The 14,869-nt window shown below is 69.6% G+C and carries 17 protein-coding genes; 11 read left to right on the top strand and 6 right to left on the bottom strand.

Annotated features, from left to right (window positions below):
* Nucleotides 1-14 precede the first annotated feature (14 nt).
* Together BUB75_RS17410 and sigJ are read right to left on the bottom strand one after the other, a co-directional pair.
* The gene (locus tag BUB75_RS17410) at nt 15-725 is read right to left on the bottom strand and encodes an NAD(P)-dependent oxidoreductase (RefSeq protein WP_073258334.1); all 711 of its coding nucleotides are present in this window, start codon (nt 723-725) and stop codon (nt 15-17) included.
* Nucleotides 722-1,588, bottom strand: a complete 867-nt coding sequence (gene sigJ, locus BUB75_RS17405) for an RNA polymerase sigma factor SigJ (RefSeq protein ID WP_073258331.1) — start codon at nt 1,586-1,588, stop codon at nt 722-724. The genes BUB75_RS17410 and sigJ overlap by 4 nt, the downstream gene beginning before the upstream one ends.
* 138 nt (nt 1,589-1,726) lie before the next feature.
* On the opposite strand from sigJ, the gene BUB75_RS17400 reads away from it, so the two are divergent.
* From BUB75_RS17400 to BUB75_RS17375, 6 genes are all read left to right on the top strand, one after another.
* A complete protein-coding gene (locus tag BUB75_RS17400; protein WP_073258329.1) occupies nt 1,727-2,971 on the top strand; it encodes an ROK family transcriptional regulator in 1,245 nt (414 codons plus the stop codon).
* A 296-nt stretch (nt 2,972-3,267) separates the two neighbouring features.
* The gene (locus BUB75_RS17395; RefSeq protein WP_073258327.1) at nt 3,268-4,548 is read left to right on the top strand and encodes an extracellular solute-binding protein; all 1,281 of its coding nucleotides are present in this window, start codon (nt 3,268-3,270) and stop codon (nt 4,546-4,548) included.
* A 139-nt stretch (nt 4,549-4,687) separates the two neighbouring features.
* On the top strand, nt 4,688-5,554 hold the full coding sequence (locus BUB75_RS17390; protein ID WP_073258325.1) for a carbohydrate ABC transporter permease: 867 nt from the start codon (nt 4,688-4,690) through the stop codon (nt 5,552-5,554).
* Complete coding sequence (locus BUB75_RS17385) at nt 5,551-6,384, top strand: carbohydrate ABC transporter permease (protein WP_073258323.1); 834 nt, start codon at nt 5,551-5,553, stop codon at nt 6,382-6,384. Before BUB75_RS17390 ends, BUB75_RS17385 begins: the two co-directional genes overlap by 4 nt.
* Nucleotides 6,381-7,328: an ROK family protein gene (locus BUB75_RS17380; protein WP_073258321.1), complete on the top strand. Its 948-nt coding sequence runs from the start codon at nt 6,381-6,383 to the stop codon at nt 7,326-7,328. The genes BUB75_RS17385 and BUB75_RS17380 overlap by 4 nt, the downstream gene beginning before the upstream one ends.
* A gap of 66 nt (nt 7,329-7,394) precedes the next feature.
* On the top strand, nt 7,395-8,291 hold the full coding sequence (locus BUB75_RS17375; protein ID WP_084741352.1) for an amidohydrolase family protein: 897 nt from the start codon (nt 7,395-7,397) through the stop codon (nt 8,289-8,291).
* Here the strand turns inward: BUB75_RS17375 and BUB75_RS17370 are convergent.
* The gene (locus BUB75_RS17370; RefSeq protein ID WP_073258319.1) at nt 8,263-8,811 is read right to left on the bottom strand and encodes a DUF1697 domain-containing protein; all 549 of its coding nucleotides are present in this window, start codon (nt 8,809-8,811) and stop codon (nt 8,263-8,265) included. The two genes, BUB75_RS17375 and BUB75_RS17370, sit on opposite strands and share 29 nt — an antisense overlap.
* Nucleotides 8,812-9,502: 691 nt before the next feature.
* On the opposite strand from BUB75_RS17370, the gene BUB75_RS17365 reads away from it, so the two are divergent.
* The 4 genes from BUB75_RS17365 to BUB75_RS48505 all read left to right on the top strand — a co-directional run bounded on the left by BUB75_RS17365 (nt 9,503) and on the right by BUB75_RS48505 (nt 12,202).
* Nucleotides 9,503-9,904 (top strand): hypothetical protein, encoded by a 402-nt coding sequence (locus BUB75_RS17365; RefSeq protein ID WP_073258317.1) that lies wholly within the window; start codon nt 9,503-9,505, stop codon nt 9,902-9,904.
* 19 nt (nt 9,905-9,923) lie between these two features.
* Nucleotides 9,924-11,042 carry a DUF4388 domain-containing protein gene (locus tag BUB75_RS17360; RefSeq protein ID WP_073258315.1) on the top strand — a complete coding sequence of 373 codons (1,119 nt, stop codon included), beginning with the start codon at nt 9,924-9,926 and terminating at the stop codon, nt 11,040-11,042.
* Between the two features lie 27 nt (nt 11,043-11,069).
* Nucleotides 11,070-11,468 carry a roadblock/LC7 domain-containing protein gene (locus tag BUB75_RS45230; protein WP_073258313.1) on the top strand — a complete coding sequence of 133 codons (399 nt, stop codon included), beginning with the start codon at nt 11,070-11,072 and terminating at the stop codon, nt 11,466-11,468.
* Nucleotides 11,469-11,830: 362 nt separating this feature from the next.
* Entirely contained in the window at nt 11,831-12,202 is a 372-nt protein-coding gene (locus tag BUB75_RS48505) for a hypothetical protein (RefSeq protein ID WP_073258536.1), read from the top strand.
* A gap of 80 nt (nt 12,203-12,282) precedes the next feature.
* Here BUB75_RS48505 and BUB75_RS17345 read toward each other — a convergent pair whose 3' ends face one another.
* The 3 genes from BUB75_RS17345 to BUB75_RS17335 form a co-directional block, all read right to left on the bottom strand.
* Nucleotides 12,283-12,777, bottom strand: a complete 495-nt coding sequence (locus BUB75_RS17345) for a VOC family protein (RefSeq protein ID WP_073258311.1) — start codon at nt 12,775-12,777, stop codon at nt 12,283-12,285.
* A gap of 10 nt (nt 12,778-12,787) precedes the next feature.
* Complete coding sequence (locus BUB75_RS17340; protein WP_073258309.1) at nt 12,788-13,537, bottom strand: pirin family protein; 750 nt, start codon at nt 13,535-13,537, stop codon at nt 12,788-12,790.
* A 72-nt stretch (nt 13,538-13,609) separates the two neighbouring features.
* Nucleotides 13,610-14,170: a YceI family protein gene (locus tag BUB75_RS17335; RefSeq protein ID WP_073258307.1), complete on the bottom strand. Its 561-nt coding sequence runs from the start codon at nt 14,168-14,170 to the stop codon at nt 13,610-13,612.
* A gap of 175 nt (nt 14,171-14,345) precedes the next feature.
* Between BUB75_RS17335 and BUB75_RS17330 the strand changes: the two genes are divergently transcribed.
* Complete coding sequence (locus tag BUB75_RS17330; RefSeq protein ID WP_073258305.1) at nt 14,346-14,834, top strand: MarR family winged helix-turn-helix transcriptional regulator; 489 nt, start codon at nt 14,346-14,348, stop codon at nt 14,832-14,834.
* Nucleotides 14,835-14,869: the final 35 nt, after the last annotated feature.

Below are 14,869 nucleotides of genomic sequence, written 5' to 3'. Positions count from 1 at the left end.
TCGCGTGCCTTCCGTTACCTCGCCCCGCGCGCTCCACGGCCTCCTTTGAACGCTTCGCGCCAGATCAACGTCGCGATGCTCGGTTCCCCCACAACCGTGACGACGCCGATCGCCGCGCGGACGTACTGGTCATCGGTGACCTGTCGCAGCAGGCAGTCGGCCAGGTCCGCGCGGGACGTGAAGCGGCCCTCGACGTGATCCTTGCCGACGCGGTAGGCCGTCACCTCGTCGGCGTCATAGAGCCCGGAGGGCCGGACGATCGTCCAGTCGAGATCGCTGGCCCGGACCGCCGCCTCCAGCGCGGCCATGTCCGCGTAGACCGTGCGGCCGACCACGTTGACGAGGAACGGCTGCAGGATCCGGTTGAACACGAATCCGCCGGTCTGCACGTGATCCGAGCCGGTGACGGTCGACGTCACGCACACCAACCGGCGGACGCCGTGCCGCTCCATGGCCGCGACGATGTGCGCACCGCCGCGCGAGTAGACCGAGACCGGCTTACGCGTGTACGGGACGCCGAGCGCCGAGATGACCGCGTCCTGACCGGCGACCGCGTCGTCGACGGATCCAGGGTCGTGGACGTCGCCGGTGTGGACGCGTAACCGCTCGTGCCGCCGGGGGAAAGCGCGCCGGGTGAACGCGGTGACCTCGTGGCCTTCGTCGAGGGCCTGCTGGGTCACGCGGCGGCCGGTCGGACCGTTGGCGCCGAACACCAGGATCTTCACGAGCGCACCCCGGTGAGCTTGTCCGGGTTGGTGATCGTGTAGACGCCGGGGATCGAACCGTCGTCGGTCAGGTCGAGCACCATCACCCCGAACGGTGCGCCGTCGGCCCGCAGCAACAGCGAGAGATCCCCGTTGACCAGCCGATACTCGACGCCGAAGCGGTCCGGGTAGCGCGTTCCGATCGTGGCGAGCACGCGGGCGACGGCGTCGCGGCCGGTGACCGGCCGGGGCACGGCGCGCGCCTTGCCGCCGCCGTCGGTCCAGAGCGTGACGTCGGGCGCGAGCAACTCCAGGAACGCGGTCAGGTCCCCGCTGCGCAAGGCCGCGACGAACCGTTCGGTGACGGCCTCCCGGACGCTCTGGTCGGCCGGGTACCGCGGACGCCGCGTCCGGACGTGCTCGCGGGCTCGGTGCGCGAGCTGGCGCACCGCGGCCGGTGAGCGGTCAAGCATCTCGGCGATCGTGGCCTGCGGATAACCGAACACCTCGTGCAGCACGAAGACCGCGCGCTCGGCCGGGCTGAGAGTCTCCAGGACGACGAGCAGCGCGAGTGAGAGCGACTCGGTCCGCAATACGGCGGCATCGGCGGCGTCGGTGCTGATCAGCGGCTCGGGAAGCCACGGGCCGACATACGTCTCCCGGCGGCGCCGGATCGTGGCCTGCCGCGCCAGCGCCTGGTTCACCGCGGCGCGGACCAGGTACGCCTTGGGGTACTCGACCGGCGTGTCGGCCGGGCGGCTGGCCCAGGCCAGCCAGGTCTCCTGGAGCACGTCCTCGGTATCGGCGACGCTGCCGAGCAGTCCGTAGACGATCGAGAACAGCAGCTCGCGGTGGTCGACGAAGACATCGGTGGGATCGGGCATCGGGCGGCCTCCTGTTGTGGTCGCCTCCTGAGAGAGCCCGCGAGCGCTGAATGTGACATGGCACCCGCGGTCGAGCTGACGGCCGCGCGCTCCGCCAGGTTACGTTGAGGTATCCGCGCCAGGAGAGAAGAGGGAACGGTGCAGCCGCACGAGTCCGCCCGGGGCCCGCACGTGTTGCGGCAGATCAATTTTGGCGCCGTGCTGCGGGCCGTGCGGGAGCACTCACCGGCCCGGGTGGCCGACCTCATGCAGGCGACCGGACTCTCCCGGCCCGCGGTGACCAGGGCGGTCGCCGAGCTGCGGGACGCCGGCCTGGTGGCGGACGTGGACGAGACCGCGCAGGTCTCGATGGGCCGACCGGCGCAGTGGATCCGGTTCCGCGCCGAGGTCGGTCACGTCGTCGGCGTCGACGTCGGGTCGCACAAGGTGATCGCGATGGTGGCCGACCTCGCCGGCAGGGTCGTGGCGTCCCGCCAGGTGACGATCGGGGAGGGTGCGACCGGCGCGCGACTGCTGCAGTCGGTACGCGACACGATCGTCGAAGCGCTGGCGAAGGCCGACCTGACCGGCGAGGACGTCTGGGCGATCGTGGTCGGTACGCCCGGCATCGTCGAGGAGACCAGCGGCGAGGTGCTCCTGGCGCCCGGCATACCCGGCCTCGCTCACCTGCCGGTGATGGACGAGTTGCACACGCTCACGCCGGGCCCGGTGCTGATCGAGAACGACATCAACCTCGCGGTACTCGGCGAGCGGTGGTGCGGTGCGGCCGTCGGCAGCGACAGCCTGGTGTTCGTGCACTGGGGCGTCCGGATCGGCGCGGGAATCCTCATCGACGGCAAGCCGTACCGCGGCGCGCACGGCGCGGCCGGTGAGATCGGGTTCGCCGACGTGTTCTCCGAGCCCGACGCGCCGGACCCGCTGCCGCTGGTCGGCGGCGGGACCAGCGGCGTGAGCGAGTGGGGCGCGTTCGAGCGGATGGTCGGTACGCAGGCGATCGCCGAACTGGCGGATGCCGCGCACGCGTTCACCGAGCGGGATCCCCGCGCGCTGCTGTCCCCGGACGCGGTGGCGGCGGTGTTCGCGGCGGCCACCGAGGGTGACCCGACGGCGCTCGCGGTGGTGGACCGCATCGCCGGGCGGTTCGCGCGCGGTCTGGCCGCGATGTTGCTGGTGCTGGACCCGCGCGAGGTGATCATCGGCGGGGGCCTCTCCCGGGCGGGGGAGACGCTGCTCGCCGCGATCGAGCGTCACCTGCGTCCGCGGATCCTCACCTCACCCCGCCTGGTCCTGTCTGATCTCGGCAGCGACGCGGTGGCGCTCGGCGCGGTCCGGCGCGCCCTCGACCACGTCGAAGCGCGCCTGCTGGCCCACCCCGACGCCTGACGCGCCGGGCCGGCGCCCGGCCCGCGGCCCGGAGCCGCGCCCCGAGGCCTGACTCGCCCGGCCCGCCGCCCGCGCCCCGACGCTTAACGGCTACGTCGCCGTCGCGAAACACAGCCCGGTTCGTGTCTCGACGAGCGATAACGACTCGGTCACGTCCCCGTCGACTGATTGACGGCCGTCACACCCACGCGATACTAACGATCCATTCGTTAATAACCCGGCAGCGCTGCCCGCGGTAGTCCCACGAACCCCCACCCGGGTGCTCTCACGAGCGCCCACCCTCAGGAGGAACACGCATGGGTGCAAGAGGCAAGACGCGCTGGTTCGCGCGTCTGGCCGGTGCGACCGCGCTGGCATTGGGCCTGGCCGCGTGCAGCGGTGGCACCGGTGCCGACGACGCGGACAACTCCGGCGGCGGTGACAGCGCCAAGGAAATCAAGGTCGTCATCGCCGAGTACAGCAAGGACCACACGGCGACCTTCTGGAACGCGTTCAAGGCCACCTACGAGAAGCAGACCGGCGTCAAGCTGAACCTGCAGATCATCAGCTGGAACGACATCGACCAGCAGGCCAGCACGATGGTTCAGAACGGCAACCCGCCGGACATCCTGAACCTCAACGCGTACGCCAGTTACGCCAAGGACGGCCTGCTCTACAACTCCGACGAGGTGCTGACCAGCGACGTCAAGTCGGACCTGATCGACGCGTTCGTCAAGAGCGGCACGTACAACGGCAAGATGTACGGCTTCCCGGACCTCTCGTCCGCCCGGGCGCTGTTCTACAACAAGGACCTGTTCGCCAAGGCCGGCATCACGAACCCGCCGAAGACGTGGGCCGAGTTCGTCACCGCGGCCAAGAAGGTCCAGGCCCTCGGCAACGGCACGATCGGCTACGCCCAGCCGCTCGGCCCGGAGGAGGCCCAGGCCGAGTACTCGATCTGGATGTTCAACAACGGCGGCGACTGGAAGACCGACGGCAAGTGGACGATCAACTCCGCGAAGAACGTCGAGACCCTGCAGTTCCTCAAGGACCTCTCCGCCAAGGAGAAGGTCACGCAGAACAACCCCGGCAAGACCAACCGGACCGACGGCGCGTTCCCGCTGTTCACCTCCGGTAAGGCCGGCATGATCGTGGGCTTCGGCCCGCTCCAGGGCGACCTGGACACGAAGTACAAGAACGTCAAGTACGGCATCGCCCCGATGCCGACGAAGGACGGCGGACCGCCGCAGACCTACGGCGTCACCGACTACCTGATGGCGTTCAAGAAGGACGGCAACCAGGAAGCCATCAAGAAGTTCTACGAGCTCTACTACTCGCCGGACCAGGTCAACACCTGGATCAAGTCCGAGGGCTTCCTCCCGGTGACCGAGTCGGGCCTGAAGGAGTTCTCGAGCGAGGAATCGCTCAAGGTCTACCTGGACACGCTGCCGAACGTGCACCTGACCCCGACCGACGACCCGGCCTGGGACAAGATCAAGCTCGCCGTCCAGCAGAACCTCGGCACCGCGGTCTCCCCGTCGGGTGACCCGAAGAAGGTTCTGGACGACCTGCAGAAGACCGCGGAAGCCGGCGGCTGACATGGCGCCCCGGGCTGACTCCCAGCCCGGCGCGCTCGCCGAAAGCCCGGCGCCCGCCCTCTCTCCGGAGGGCGGTGCGCCGGGCGCGGGTGCGCCGGCCAGAAAAAGACCGCGGCCGCGCGGCCGCGCACCGTGGTGGGTGGCACTGATCTGGCTCGGGCCGGTCCTGGTCCTGATCTTCGGTGTCGTGATCTACCCGGCGATCGAGCTGGTCCGGGCATCGACCGGCGAGTACTCGATCACCGGCCTCCGACGGGGTTCCGCAGGCATCGAGAACTACTCGAACGTCCTGAGCCACCCGGCGTTGGGCACCGTCCTGCTGAACACCCTGATCTGGGTGGCCGCGGTCGTGCTGATCACGATCCTGCTCAGCCTCGGACTCGCCCAGTTCCTGTCCAAGGAGTTCTTCGGACGACGGCTGGTGCGCTGGGCGGTGCTGGTGCCGTGGGCGGCGTCGCTGGTCATCACGGCGCGGCTGTTCACGCTGATCTTCGACTACTACCACGGCATCCTGAACGTCTTCCTGCTGAAGCTGCACCTCATCTCCGAGCCGATCGACTGGCTCGGCGACGACAGCTGGACGATGCCGTCGATGATCCTGGTCGGCGTCCTGGTCTCGATCCCGTTCACCGCGTACGTGCTGCTCGCGGGCTTGAACGCGATCCCGGACGAGGTGCACGAGGCCGCCCGGATCGACGGGGCGAGCCCGTGGCAGGCCTACCGGCGGGTGACGCTGCCGCTGCTGCGTCCGGCGCTGCTGGTCTCGGCGGTGCTGAACATGATCTACGTGTTCAACTCGTTCCCGATCGTCTGGACGCTGAACGACCGGAACCCGGGCTACACCCACGACACGACGATCACGTTCATGTACAAGCTCGCGTTCAAGAGCGCCGAGCGGGACGTCGGCATGTCCGCGGCCGCCGGCGTGTTCAACGTCCTCCTGATCCTGGTCGCGGTGGTGCTCTACCTGCGGCTGGTGAAGTGGCGAGAGGAAGACCAGACATGAGCCTGACCTGGCGCCGACTGCGCCCGGTGATGTTGCCGATCTTCGGGCTGCTGGTCGCGATGGTGTTCCTCGCGCCGTACATCGTCATGCTGCTGGACTCGCTCCGGCCGGGCAGCGAAGCGCTGGCCAGCCCGCCGACGTTCCTGCCGCAGACCTGGCAGCTGGACGCCTACGGCGAGATCCTCGGCGACTCCCGCTTCCAGAACTGGCTGAAGACGTCGCTGCTGGTGTCGCTGGCCTCGACCGTGATCGTCATCCTGGTCGCGATCCCGGCCGCGTACTTCACCGCGCGCTTCAAGTTCCCCGGCAAGACCGCGTTCCTGTTCCTGGTGCTGGTCACCCAGATGTTCGCGCCGACCTCGCTGGTCGTCGGCATCTACCGGGAGTTCTTCGAGCTCAGCCTGGTCAACACGTACGCGGCGCTGATCCTCACGAACGCGGCGTTCAACCTGGCGTTCGCGGTGTGGATCATGCACGGCTTCTTCGCCGCGCTGCCTCGCGAGCTCGAGGAGGCCTCGGAACTCGACGGCAACGGCCGGGTCGGCACGATGCTCCGCGTCATGCTGCCGCTGACGCTGCCGGGCGTCGTCACCGCGACGATCTTCACGTTCATCGCGGTCTGGAACGAGTACGTCGTCGCGCTCACGTTGATGCAGGACGACGACAAGAAGCCGCTGACCGTCGGCATCAACAGCTACGTGACCGGCTACGACCAGAACTGGGACCAGTTGTTCGCCGCGTCGATCGTCGCGATCGTGCCGGTCGTCATCCTGTTCGCCGTGATCGAGAAGCACCTCGTCGGCGGCCTGACCGCCGGATCGGTCAAATGACGGTGAATTCAGCGCCGACCGTCGTCACTCTCGACATCGGCGGGACGACGATCAAGGGCGCCCTGGTGGCGTCCGACGGACGAGAGATCACGCTGCTCGAACGCCCGACCGGGGCGGCCGAGGGCACCGACGAAGTGGTGAGACGAGTGCGGGCCGCGGCCCGCGACCTGGCCGACGCGGGCACGGTGGGAATCGGCCTGTCGGTGCCCGGCATCGTCGACACCGCTGCGGGCGTCGCACGGCACGCGGTCAACCTGGGCTTCCGGGACACACCGCTGGCCGCGCTGGTGGCCGAGGAGGTCGGCCTGCCGGTCGTGCTGGAGCAGGACTGCCGTGCGGCGGCCCTGGCCGAGAGCGAGATCGGCCTGGGCCGGGACGCCCGGGACCTGATGGTCGTCGTGCTCGGCACCGGCGTCGCCGCCGGGCTGATCGTGGACGGCAAGGTGCTGCCCGGCGCGGGCGGCAGCGCGGGCGAACTCGGTCACCTGCCGGTGTACCCGGACGGTGAGGACTGCGCCTGCGGTCAGCGTGGCTGCCTGGAGGTCTACGCGTCCGCATCGGGCATCGCCCGCCGCTACGCGGCGGCCGGAGGCTCGTTTGCCGGTGCGACCGCGGCGAACGTGGCCGCGTCGCTCGATTCGGACGTCGTGGCAGCGCGCGTCTGGCGGGAGGCCACCGAGGCGCTCGGGCTGGCGCTGGCCACCGCCACGCTCCTGCTCGACCCGGCGCTCATCGTGCTCGCCGGTGGCCTGACCGGGGCCGGGGACACGCTGCTCCGACCGGTGCGGACCGAGTTGCAGGGCGCGCTGGCCTGGCGGGCGGCGCCGAGCGTCGCGAACTCGCCGCTGGGCGGCACTGCGGGACGGCTCGGCGCGGCGATCCTGGCCTGGCGGGCAGCCGGCTACACCGACGTCGTCTCCCGCGAACTGCGCGACGCGGTCTGACCCCCGCTGTGACGACCTACCGACACTCGTGCCTCGGTAGGTCGTCACAGAGGGCAGAGTGATGGCGTGGCACCTCTCACTGACGCCGAGTTGCCGGGCTTCTGCCGCGACCTCGGGATACCGGGCTTCGTCGACATCCACGTACATTTCATGCCGGAACGCGTCCTGCACAAGGTCTGGGCGTTCTTCGACTCGCTGCCGTCAACGGTCGGTCTCGAGTGGCCGATCGAGTACCGGCTCGGCGAACCGGCTCGCCTGGAACGTCTGGCGGAGCTCGGCGTGCTGACCCACACCGCGCTGCTCTACCCGCACAAGCCGGGAATGGCCGCCTGGCTGAACGGGTGGGCGCTGGAGTTCGCGCAGAACGTCCCGACCTGCGTCCCGACCGGCACGTTCTTTCCCGAGGCCGGTGCGGCGGACTACGTCCGCGCGGGACTCGAGAACGGGTTGCGGGCCTTCAAGTCCCACGTGCAGGTGGGTGGTTACGACCCCACCGACCCGCAGTTGGACGACGTGTGGGGGCAACTCGCAGACGCAGGCGTACCGGTCGTCTGCCACTGTGGCAACGGACCGATGCCGGGAAACTTCACCGGACCGGGGCCGATTCGTGCGGTGCTCGCCCGGCACCCGAACCTGACGCTCGTCGTCGCCCACCTGGGGCAGCCGGAGTACGCCGAGTTCCTCGACCTGGCGGAGCAGTACCCGAACGTCCACCTCGACACGACGATGACGTTCACCGACTTCATCGAGCGGATGGCTCCGTTCCCGCCGGCGCTGCGGCCCCGGCTGCGCGACCTGGGTGACCGGATCGTGCTCGGCTCGGACTACCCGAGCATCCCGTACCCGTACGCCCACCAGGTGGACAGCCTGGTCCGCCTCGACCTCGGGGACGAGTGGCTCCGGGGCGTGCTGCACGACAACGGCGCGCGGCTCCTCACGTCATCATCGTCAGCAGCTTCGTGAGCGTGTTCCAGTTACGGGCGGTGGCGGCGACCCGGGCGTCCTTCGGATAGCGCTTCTCGAAGAACGGCGGGTTCAGCTTCGCCTTACGAACGCCGTCGGGATACCAGACGTAGACCTCGCGCTCGCCGACCGCCATCACCTCGGGTGCGTAGGTGGACGGGTCGACCGCGTCCAGCTCGGCCGGGCCGGTCGGCGCGGAGAGGAACGTGACCAGCAGCTTCGACGGGTCGGTCGCGACGTCGACGAGGGGGTTGTCCTCGACGACCCGGCGGAGGTCGGCGTCGTCGCGTACCAGGACACGGACGGTCAGGCCGAGTTCGGCGGTGATCGCGGACTCGATCGCGGCGGCGAGCGCGTCCGGATCCTTCTTCTTGCTCCGGAACACGGCGTTGCCGCTCTGCAGGTGGGTCGCCACGTCGGTGTGGCCGAGCCCGGTCAGGAGCGCTCGGAGGTCGGCCATCGCGATCCGCTGATGACGACTCACGTTGATGCCACGGAGCAGGGCGAGGTAGGCGGTCACGTCGTCATCCTTGCGTACGGAACGGACATTCGCCGGGGGCGGGCACACCCGCCGGGGGAGGGTTGGCCCCCAGTAACGTGTCGCGCCGGGAAAGGTTCCCGAAATTCGGACGCAATTCAACGGCCGAATTCCGGTGGGCTCCGCCGCTCTCGGAGCGTAATGAAACTACGCCTTTCCGGACGTCGTAGAAAAGCGAGCGCTCACCCTTCCGTGGCGCCGACTCGCGTCGGGGTGACGTTATGCCGGGACACCGGATCGACGTACCATCGAGCCATTCCGTACTGATTGGACGGTCGATTTCCGCAGCACTTGCCCGCCGATCGGGAGTGCGCGGCCGCATCGGGAACCCGGCGCCGCCGTGCCGGAACGAGGCGCCGGGCGACGGCATAGCCGCAGGCCGGACCGTACCTGAACGGATCGCCGACGCTGCCGGACGGCACCGGTCCATTCGCTACCCAGCGCGAAAATACTCGATCGATAAAGCCTGTCCGTAGTCGCTGAGCAACGCTTCGTAATCCCGTGGTGTAAATCGGGTGCAAGTCCTTGGGTTTCGTTAAGCCAAGTGGAAGCAGCGTTAACTGCGCGCTAGGGTGCTCGATGGGGCCGTTGGTGGCGGTGGTGGGGCCTGCTGCTGCGGAAATAGCCGTTTACCCGGTGCGGTGAATGGTGTCACCGTGACGGAGGGCATGCGATGCCGGGAATTGACGAGAGTCTCCAGCGTGCGATGGCGATCACCGGCGCGCGCGGGGCGAACCTCGTCGACTTCACCAGCGGTCTCGTGGTCGGCACGGTGGGCGAGTGGCCCCACGGTGGCTCGGAGGCGGCGGCGGCCGGTGCGACCGAGGTCGTGCGGGCGGCCCGCGACAACTCGGCGTTCGTCGGCCCGGAGCGGTCCGTCGGTCAGGCCGGGGAGACCGAGCGCTGGGAAGACATCGTGCTCACCGCCCAGGGCCGGTACGACCTCCTGCGGTTCGTCCATACCGCGTTCGACGGCCGCTTCTTCCTGCATCTTTGGCTCGACCGCAACCAGAGCAACCTGGCGATGGCCCGGCTGGAACTCCGCCGCCTCGCCGACGAACTGGTGCTGCAGTGAATTCGGTGCGGTGCGCCGGATGAGCGCGGTCGAAACCGCTCTGCGTGAGCTCGCGACGCTCGGCGCGACCGGTGCCTTGCACGTCGAGGCCGGTGGCGGCGGTGCGGTGCTCTACCTGCACGAGGGCCGGGTCGGGCACATCGACGCCGAGGCGGCGCCCGGCATCGGTGCGGTGCTCACCGCGTCCGGGCGGCTGTCCACGGACGTCTGGGAATCGGTGCTCACGGTCGGTGCTCCGTCCGGCCGGGTCGGCGCGCTCCTCGTCGAGCAGGGTTACCTGAGTCAGGGCGAGCTGGAGCTGTGCGTGAACGGCGCGCTGTTCGACGCGGCGTTCTTCGCGCTCGGGGCCGAGCCGACGTCGGTGCGGTTCGCCGCGGACGAGACGTCGTGGTTCGGCGGTGCGCTGCGCGTGGACGTCGAGCGGCTGGTGCGGGAGGTCGCGCACCGGCGTGAGCTGCTCACGACGGCCTTCCCGTCGTCCGAGTTCGACGAGGCGCCGCTGGTGCTGGCGTCCCGGTTGCCGCGCGACCAAGTTGTCGTGGACGGCCTGCGCTGGGAGTTGCTGCTCAACGCCGACGGGCGGCGAACACCGCTGGACCTGGCCCGGCAGCTCGGGCGCGGCGGGTTCGCGATGCTGCTGGAGGTGCGGCGGCTGGCGGCGATCGGCCTGGTGCAGCCACCCTCCGCGACCGGCGCGGCGCCCGTGGTCGGCGGCCGTCCGGCAGCGCCGGGGGTCAGCGACTCTCCGGCGTCCGGCGCGGCCGGGCGTCCCGCCGTGACCGCCTACCGTCCGGCGATCGGTGGGGCCGCAGCGAAAAACGGCCGAGCCGTTCTGCCCCACCGCGCGCCGCCGGCGTCGGCGCAGCCGGCCTCGCCAAGGCCCGGGGCGGCGGAGGCCGGCGGTGGGGGGCTGACGCCGTTGCCGCCCTTGCCACGGCGGACCGCCCCGATCGGGCCCGGCCGCGTCGTGCGGCCGAGCCGACAGGGCAGGCCGCCGGAGGAACCCGCGGAGGCGTCCGCCCCAGCGGATGACACCGCGGGCCCCCGCTGGCCGTCGCCGCCGCCGGAGATCTACGCGGACCCGCCGACGCTCTCCTCGCTACGGCGGTTCCGTGACGCCCTCCAAGAATTTTCCTGACCCACCCTCGAACCGGGAAGGAGACGTGTGGACAACGTCGAGCACGAAGTGCTGACCGAGATCCGAATCCTGCGCGACCGGGTTCGGTACGTTTCGGGCAGCCTCGTCTCCCGGGCGGACGGACTCCTGATCGCGCACGACACGCACGGGGTCCAGCCGGAGGGCATGGCAGCGCTGTCGGCGACCACGCTCGGACTGAGCGAGCGAATCGCCCTGGAAGCCGGGCACGGACGGTTCCAGGAAGCGTTGGTGCGCGGCTCGTACGGCTACGTCGTCACGTACGCGGCCGGCACCTACGCGGTGCTGACCGTGCTCGCGACGGCCGAGTCCAACCTCGGTCGTCTTCACCTCGAGGCTCGGGCGCTGGCCGATCGCATCGGCTCGCTGGTGGACGCCGCGGAGGGCGCCGCGGGTGGCTGGCGCTGAACGCGAACAGCTGGTGGTCCCGCGCTCGCGGACGGCACCGCCGTCGCTCGACGTCGTCGGATCCCGAGATCCCCCAGGTCGCGGCCGAAGCCGTCACGGCTGAAGCGGCCACGGCCGAATCAGCCGCGGCCGGAGCAGCCACGGTCGGGCGCGCCGACGCGATGGGTGTCGGCGGCGACCGGTACGACGCCGACGCCCAGTACCCGGTCTTCGCCCCGGCGCCGGTCGACGACGAGTACGTCGCCCCACGCGTCCTGCCGCCCGCACGGGCCGCGCCCGGTGCGCCGTCCAGACCCGCCGCCGAACCGAACGGCGGCAGCAGTAACCCCCATCCGATCGACCGACCCCGAACAGGAGCGCACATCATGAACCTGGAAGCTTCGCTCAAGGAAGCCATGAACATCGAGGGTGCGATGGGTATCGCGCTCATCGACTACAACAGCGGCATGCCGCTGGGCACCCTCACGTCGGTGAACGACCTCGACCTCGACATCATCGCGGCGGGCACCACCGACTTCGTCCGCGCGAAGATGCGCACGCTGGAGCTCATGCGGCTGGACGAGCCGATCGAGGACATCCTGGTCACGCTCGTCTCGCAGTACCACGTGATCCGCCCGGTGACCTCGCGGTCGGGCAAGGGCCTGTTCTTCTACCTGATGCTCGACAAGAGCCGCGCGAACCTCGCGCTGGCTCGCCACAAGCTCACCCGAATCGAACGCGAACTCGAGATGTGATGGCGCCGTCCTGAGCGGGCTCCAGGTCCGAGAAACAGCAATGCGCCCGGCGGCTTTGCCGCCGGGCGCATTGACGTGCGCTAGAGGACGTGTTGGCCGTACATCTCGCCTAGGGGGTCGGCGATGAGTTCTATGCGGGCGCCGTCCGGGTCGCGGAAGTAGACCGATACGCCGCTGTGGACGACGTGCTCCACGCCGGCGTCGGACAGCTTGCGGACGAGGAACTCCCACCGCTCCGGGTCCACCGAGATCGCGACGTGGTGCAAGCCGCCGAGCACCTCGGCGTACGGGCCGACGTCGAGGCCGGGGAAGTCGAAGAACGCCAGCAGGTTGCCGTTCCCGATGTCGAAGAAGAAGTGCGACGACCCGGGATAGTCGCGATTCTCGATCAGCTCGGTCAGCGGGAACTCCAGCAGATCCTGGTAGAACCAGATCGTCCGCTCGACGCTGCTGCTGATCAGCGCGGTGTGGTGCAGTCCGCGGGCCGACGACGCCGGGCGCTGATCGGCCGGGCGCAGGTAGGTGTCTCGGAGCAGGGCGCGCTGCTTCTCGATCGCAGCCGTGTCAACGGTCATCGTTGCCTCCTCATGCGGCGATCGTGGCGTGCATTTCCCAGACGAGTATCTCGGCCGGCTCGGTCGCGGACACCCGCTGACCACCGGTGGCGGTGAGCCGGGCGGCGTCGCCTTCGCCGAGCGGCCCGCTGCCCCCCAGCGTCACGCCGCCCTCCAGCGTCACGCTGCCCCGGGCGACGAACAAATGCAGGAACGGAGCCTCCGGCAGCCGCACCGAGCCGCCAGCCTCCAGGCGGGCGGCGTAGAGCGCCGCCGACGCATTGCGGATCCGGATCGCGGCGTCGTGTCGAGCCATCCCGGACGCGACCGGTACCAGCCCGCCGCGCAGCAGTTCGTGCTCGATCTCGAGCTGCTCGTAGCCGGGGTCGATGCCGGACTCGTCCGGCAGCACCCACATCTGGACGAACCGCACCGGCTCACGTGCTCCTGCGACATCGTTCTTCTCCGAGTGCAGGATTCCTCGGCCGGCGCTCATCCGCTGGGCGAGGCCCGGGTAGATGACGCCGGAGTGCCCGGTCGAGTCCTGGTGCACCAGCGAGCCCTGCAGCACCCACGTCACGATCTCCATGTCGCGGTGCGGATGGGTCTCGAAGCCGAAGCCCGGCCGGACGATGTCGTCGTTGTTGACCAGCAGCAACCCGTGGTGGGTGTTGTCGGGGTCGTAGTGCGTGCCGAACGAGAACGAGTGCTTCGAGTCCAGCCACGCGATCTTCGTCCGGTCACGGGACGCGGACCGGCGGACGTCGACCTTCGGTTCCATGGCTCCATCCTCCGCCCGGCGCCTGCCGTGGTGAAGCGGGCGGGCGCTCCGGTCGGAGCGCCCGCGCCCGGCTCAGGAGTTCTTGATCGCCGAGACCTCGAACTCCAGCGTGATCTTGTCGCTCACCAGCACACCACCGGTCTCCAGCGCGGCGTTCCAGGTGATGCCGAAGTCCTTGCGGTTGATCGTGACGGCGCCCTCGAAGCCCACCCGGACGTTGCCGAACGGGTCCTTCGCAGCACCCTCGAACGCGAACGGGATCGTGACCGGCTTGGTGACGTCCTTGACGGTCAGGTCGCCGATCAGCTCGTAGTTGTTCTCGTCGATCACGACGACGCCGGTGGAGACGAACGTGATCTCCGGGTAGGTCTCCGGGTCGAGGAAGTCGTTGGTGCGCAGGTGGCCGTCCCGCTGCTCGTTGCGGGTGTCGATGCTGACGGCCTTGATGACGACCTTCGCCGACGACTTCTCCGGGTTGTCACCGTCGAGTACGGCGCTGCCCTCGAACTCGTTGAACGCGCCGCGGACCTTCGTGACCATCGCGTGCCGGGCGACGAAGCCGATGCGGGTGTGGGACGGGTCGAGCGTGTACTCGCCGGAGAGGTCCGAAAGGGTGAAAGCGGGGGCGGTCATGGTTTGCTCCTCGGGAAGAACTTGTTGATGCTTCAAGTACGCTATCGACAACTTGGGTGACGTGTCAACTATTCCCGGGTAGAGTGGCTCACATGACCGTGTGCCCCGGCCCCCTCCTCCGCTCCGGTCCTCGCTCGCTAGGGCTCGCTGCGATCCTCACTTCGGAGGGCGCCTCATGACCTCCCCGCGGTGGCTCGACGCCGACGAGCAGCGGGCGTGGCGCCGGTTCCTGCGGATGCAGGCGGAGCTCACTGCCCGGCTGGCACGGCAGCTCCAGACCGAATCCGACCTCTCGCTCGCCGACTTCGAAGTCCTGGTCAACCTGACCGACGTCCCCGAGGGCCGGATGCGGGTGACCGAGCTCGCCAAGCTGCTCCAGTGGGAGAAGAGTCGCCTCTCCCACCACTTCTCCCGGATGGAGAAGCGCGGCCTCGTCGTCCGCGAGAACTGCCCCAGCGACGCCCGCGGTGCGTTTGTCGTCCTGACGCCGGAGGGCCGGTCGGCGATCGAGGCCGCCGCGCCCGGCCACGTCGAGACCGTGCGCCGGCTGATGTTCGACGGGCTCACCTCCGAGCAGGTCGCGGCCCTCACGGCGATCGCCAACGTCGTGCTGACTCGCATCGAGCGGGACGCCACCGGAGAGCCGGCCCCGGCCGACGTCTGAACGCCACCCCCCGCCCGCGCCGAGGCGCGGCCACC

It is taken from the genome of Cryptosporangium aurantiacum, assembly GCF_900143005.1.
In the GTDB taxonomy this organism is placed as follows: Bacteria; Actinomycetota; Actinomycetes; order Mycobacteriales; family Cryptosporangiaceae; genus Cryptosporangium; species Cryptosporangium aurantiacum.
This window is presented reverse-complemented; position numbering and strand designations above follow the sequence as displayed.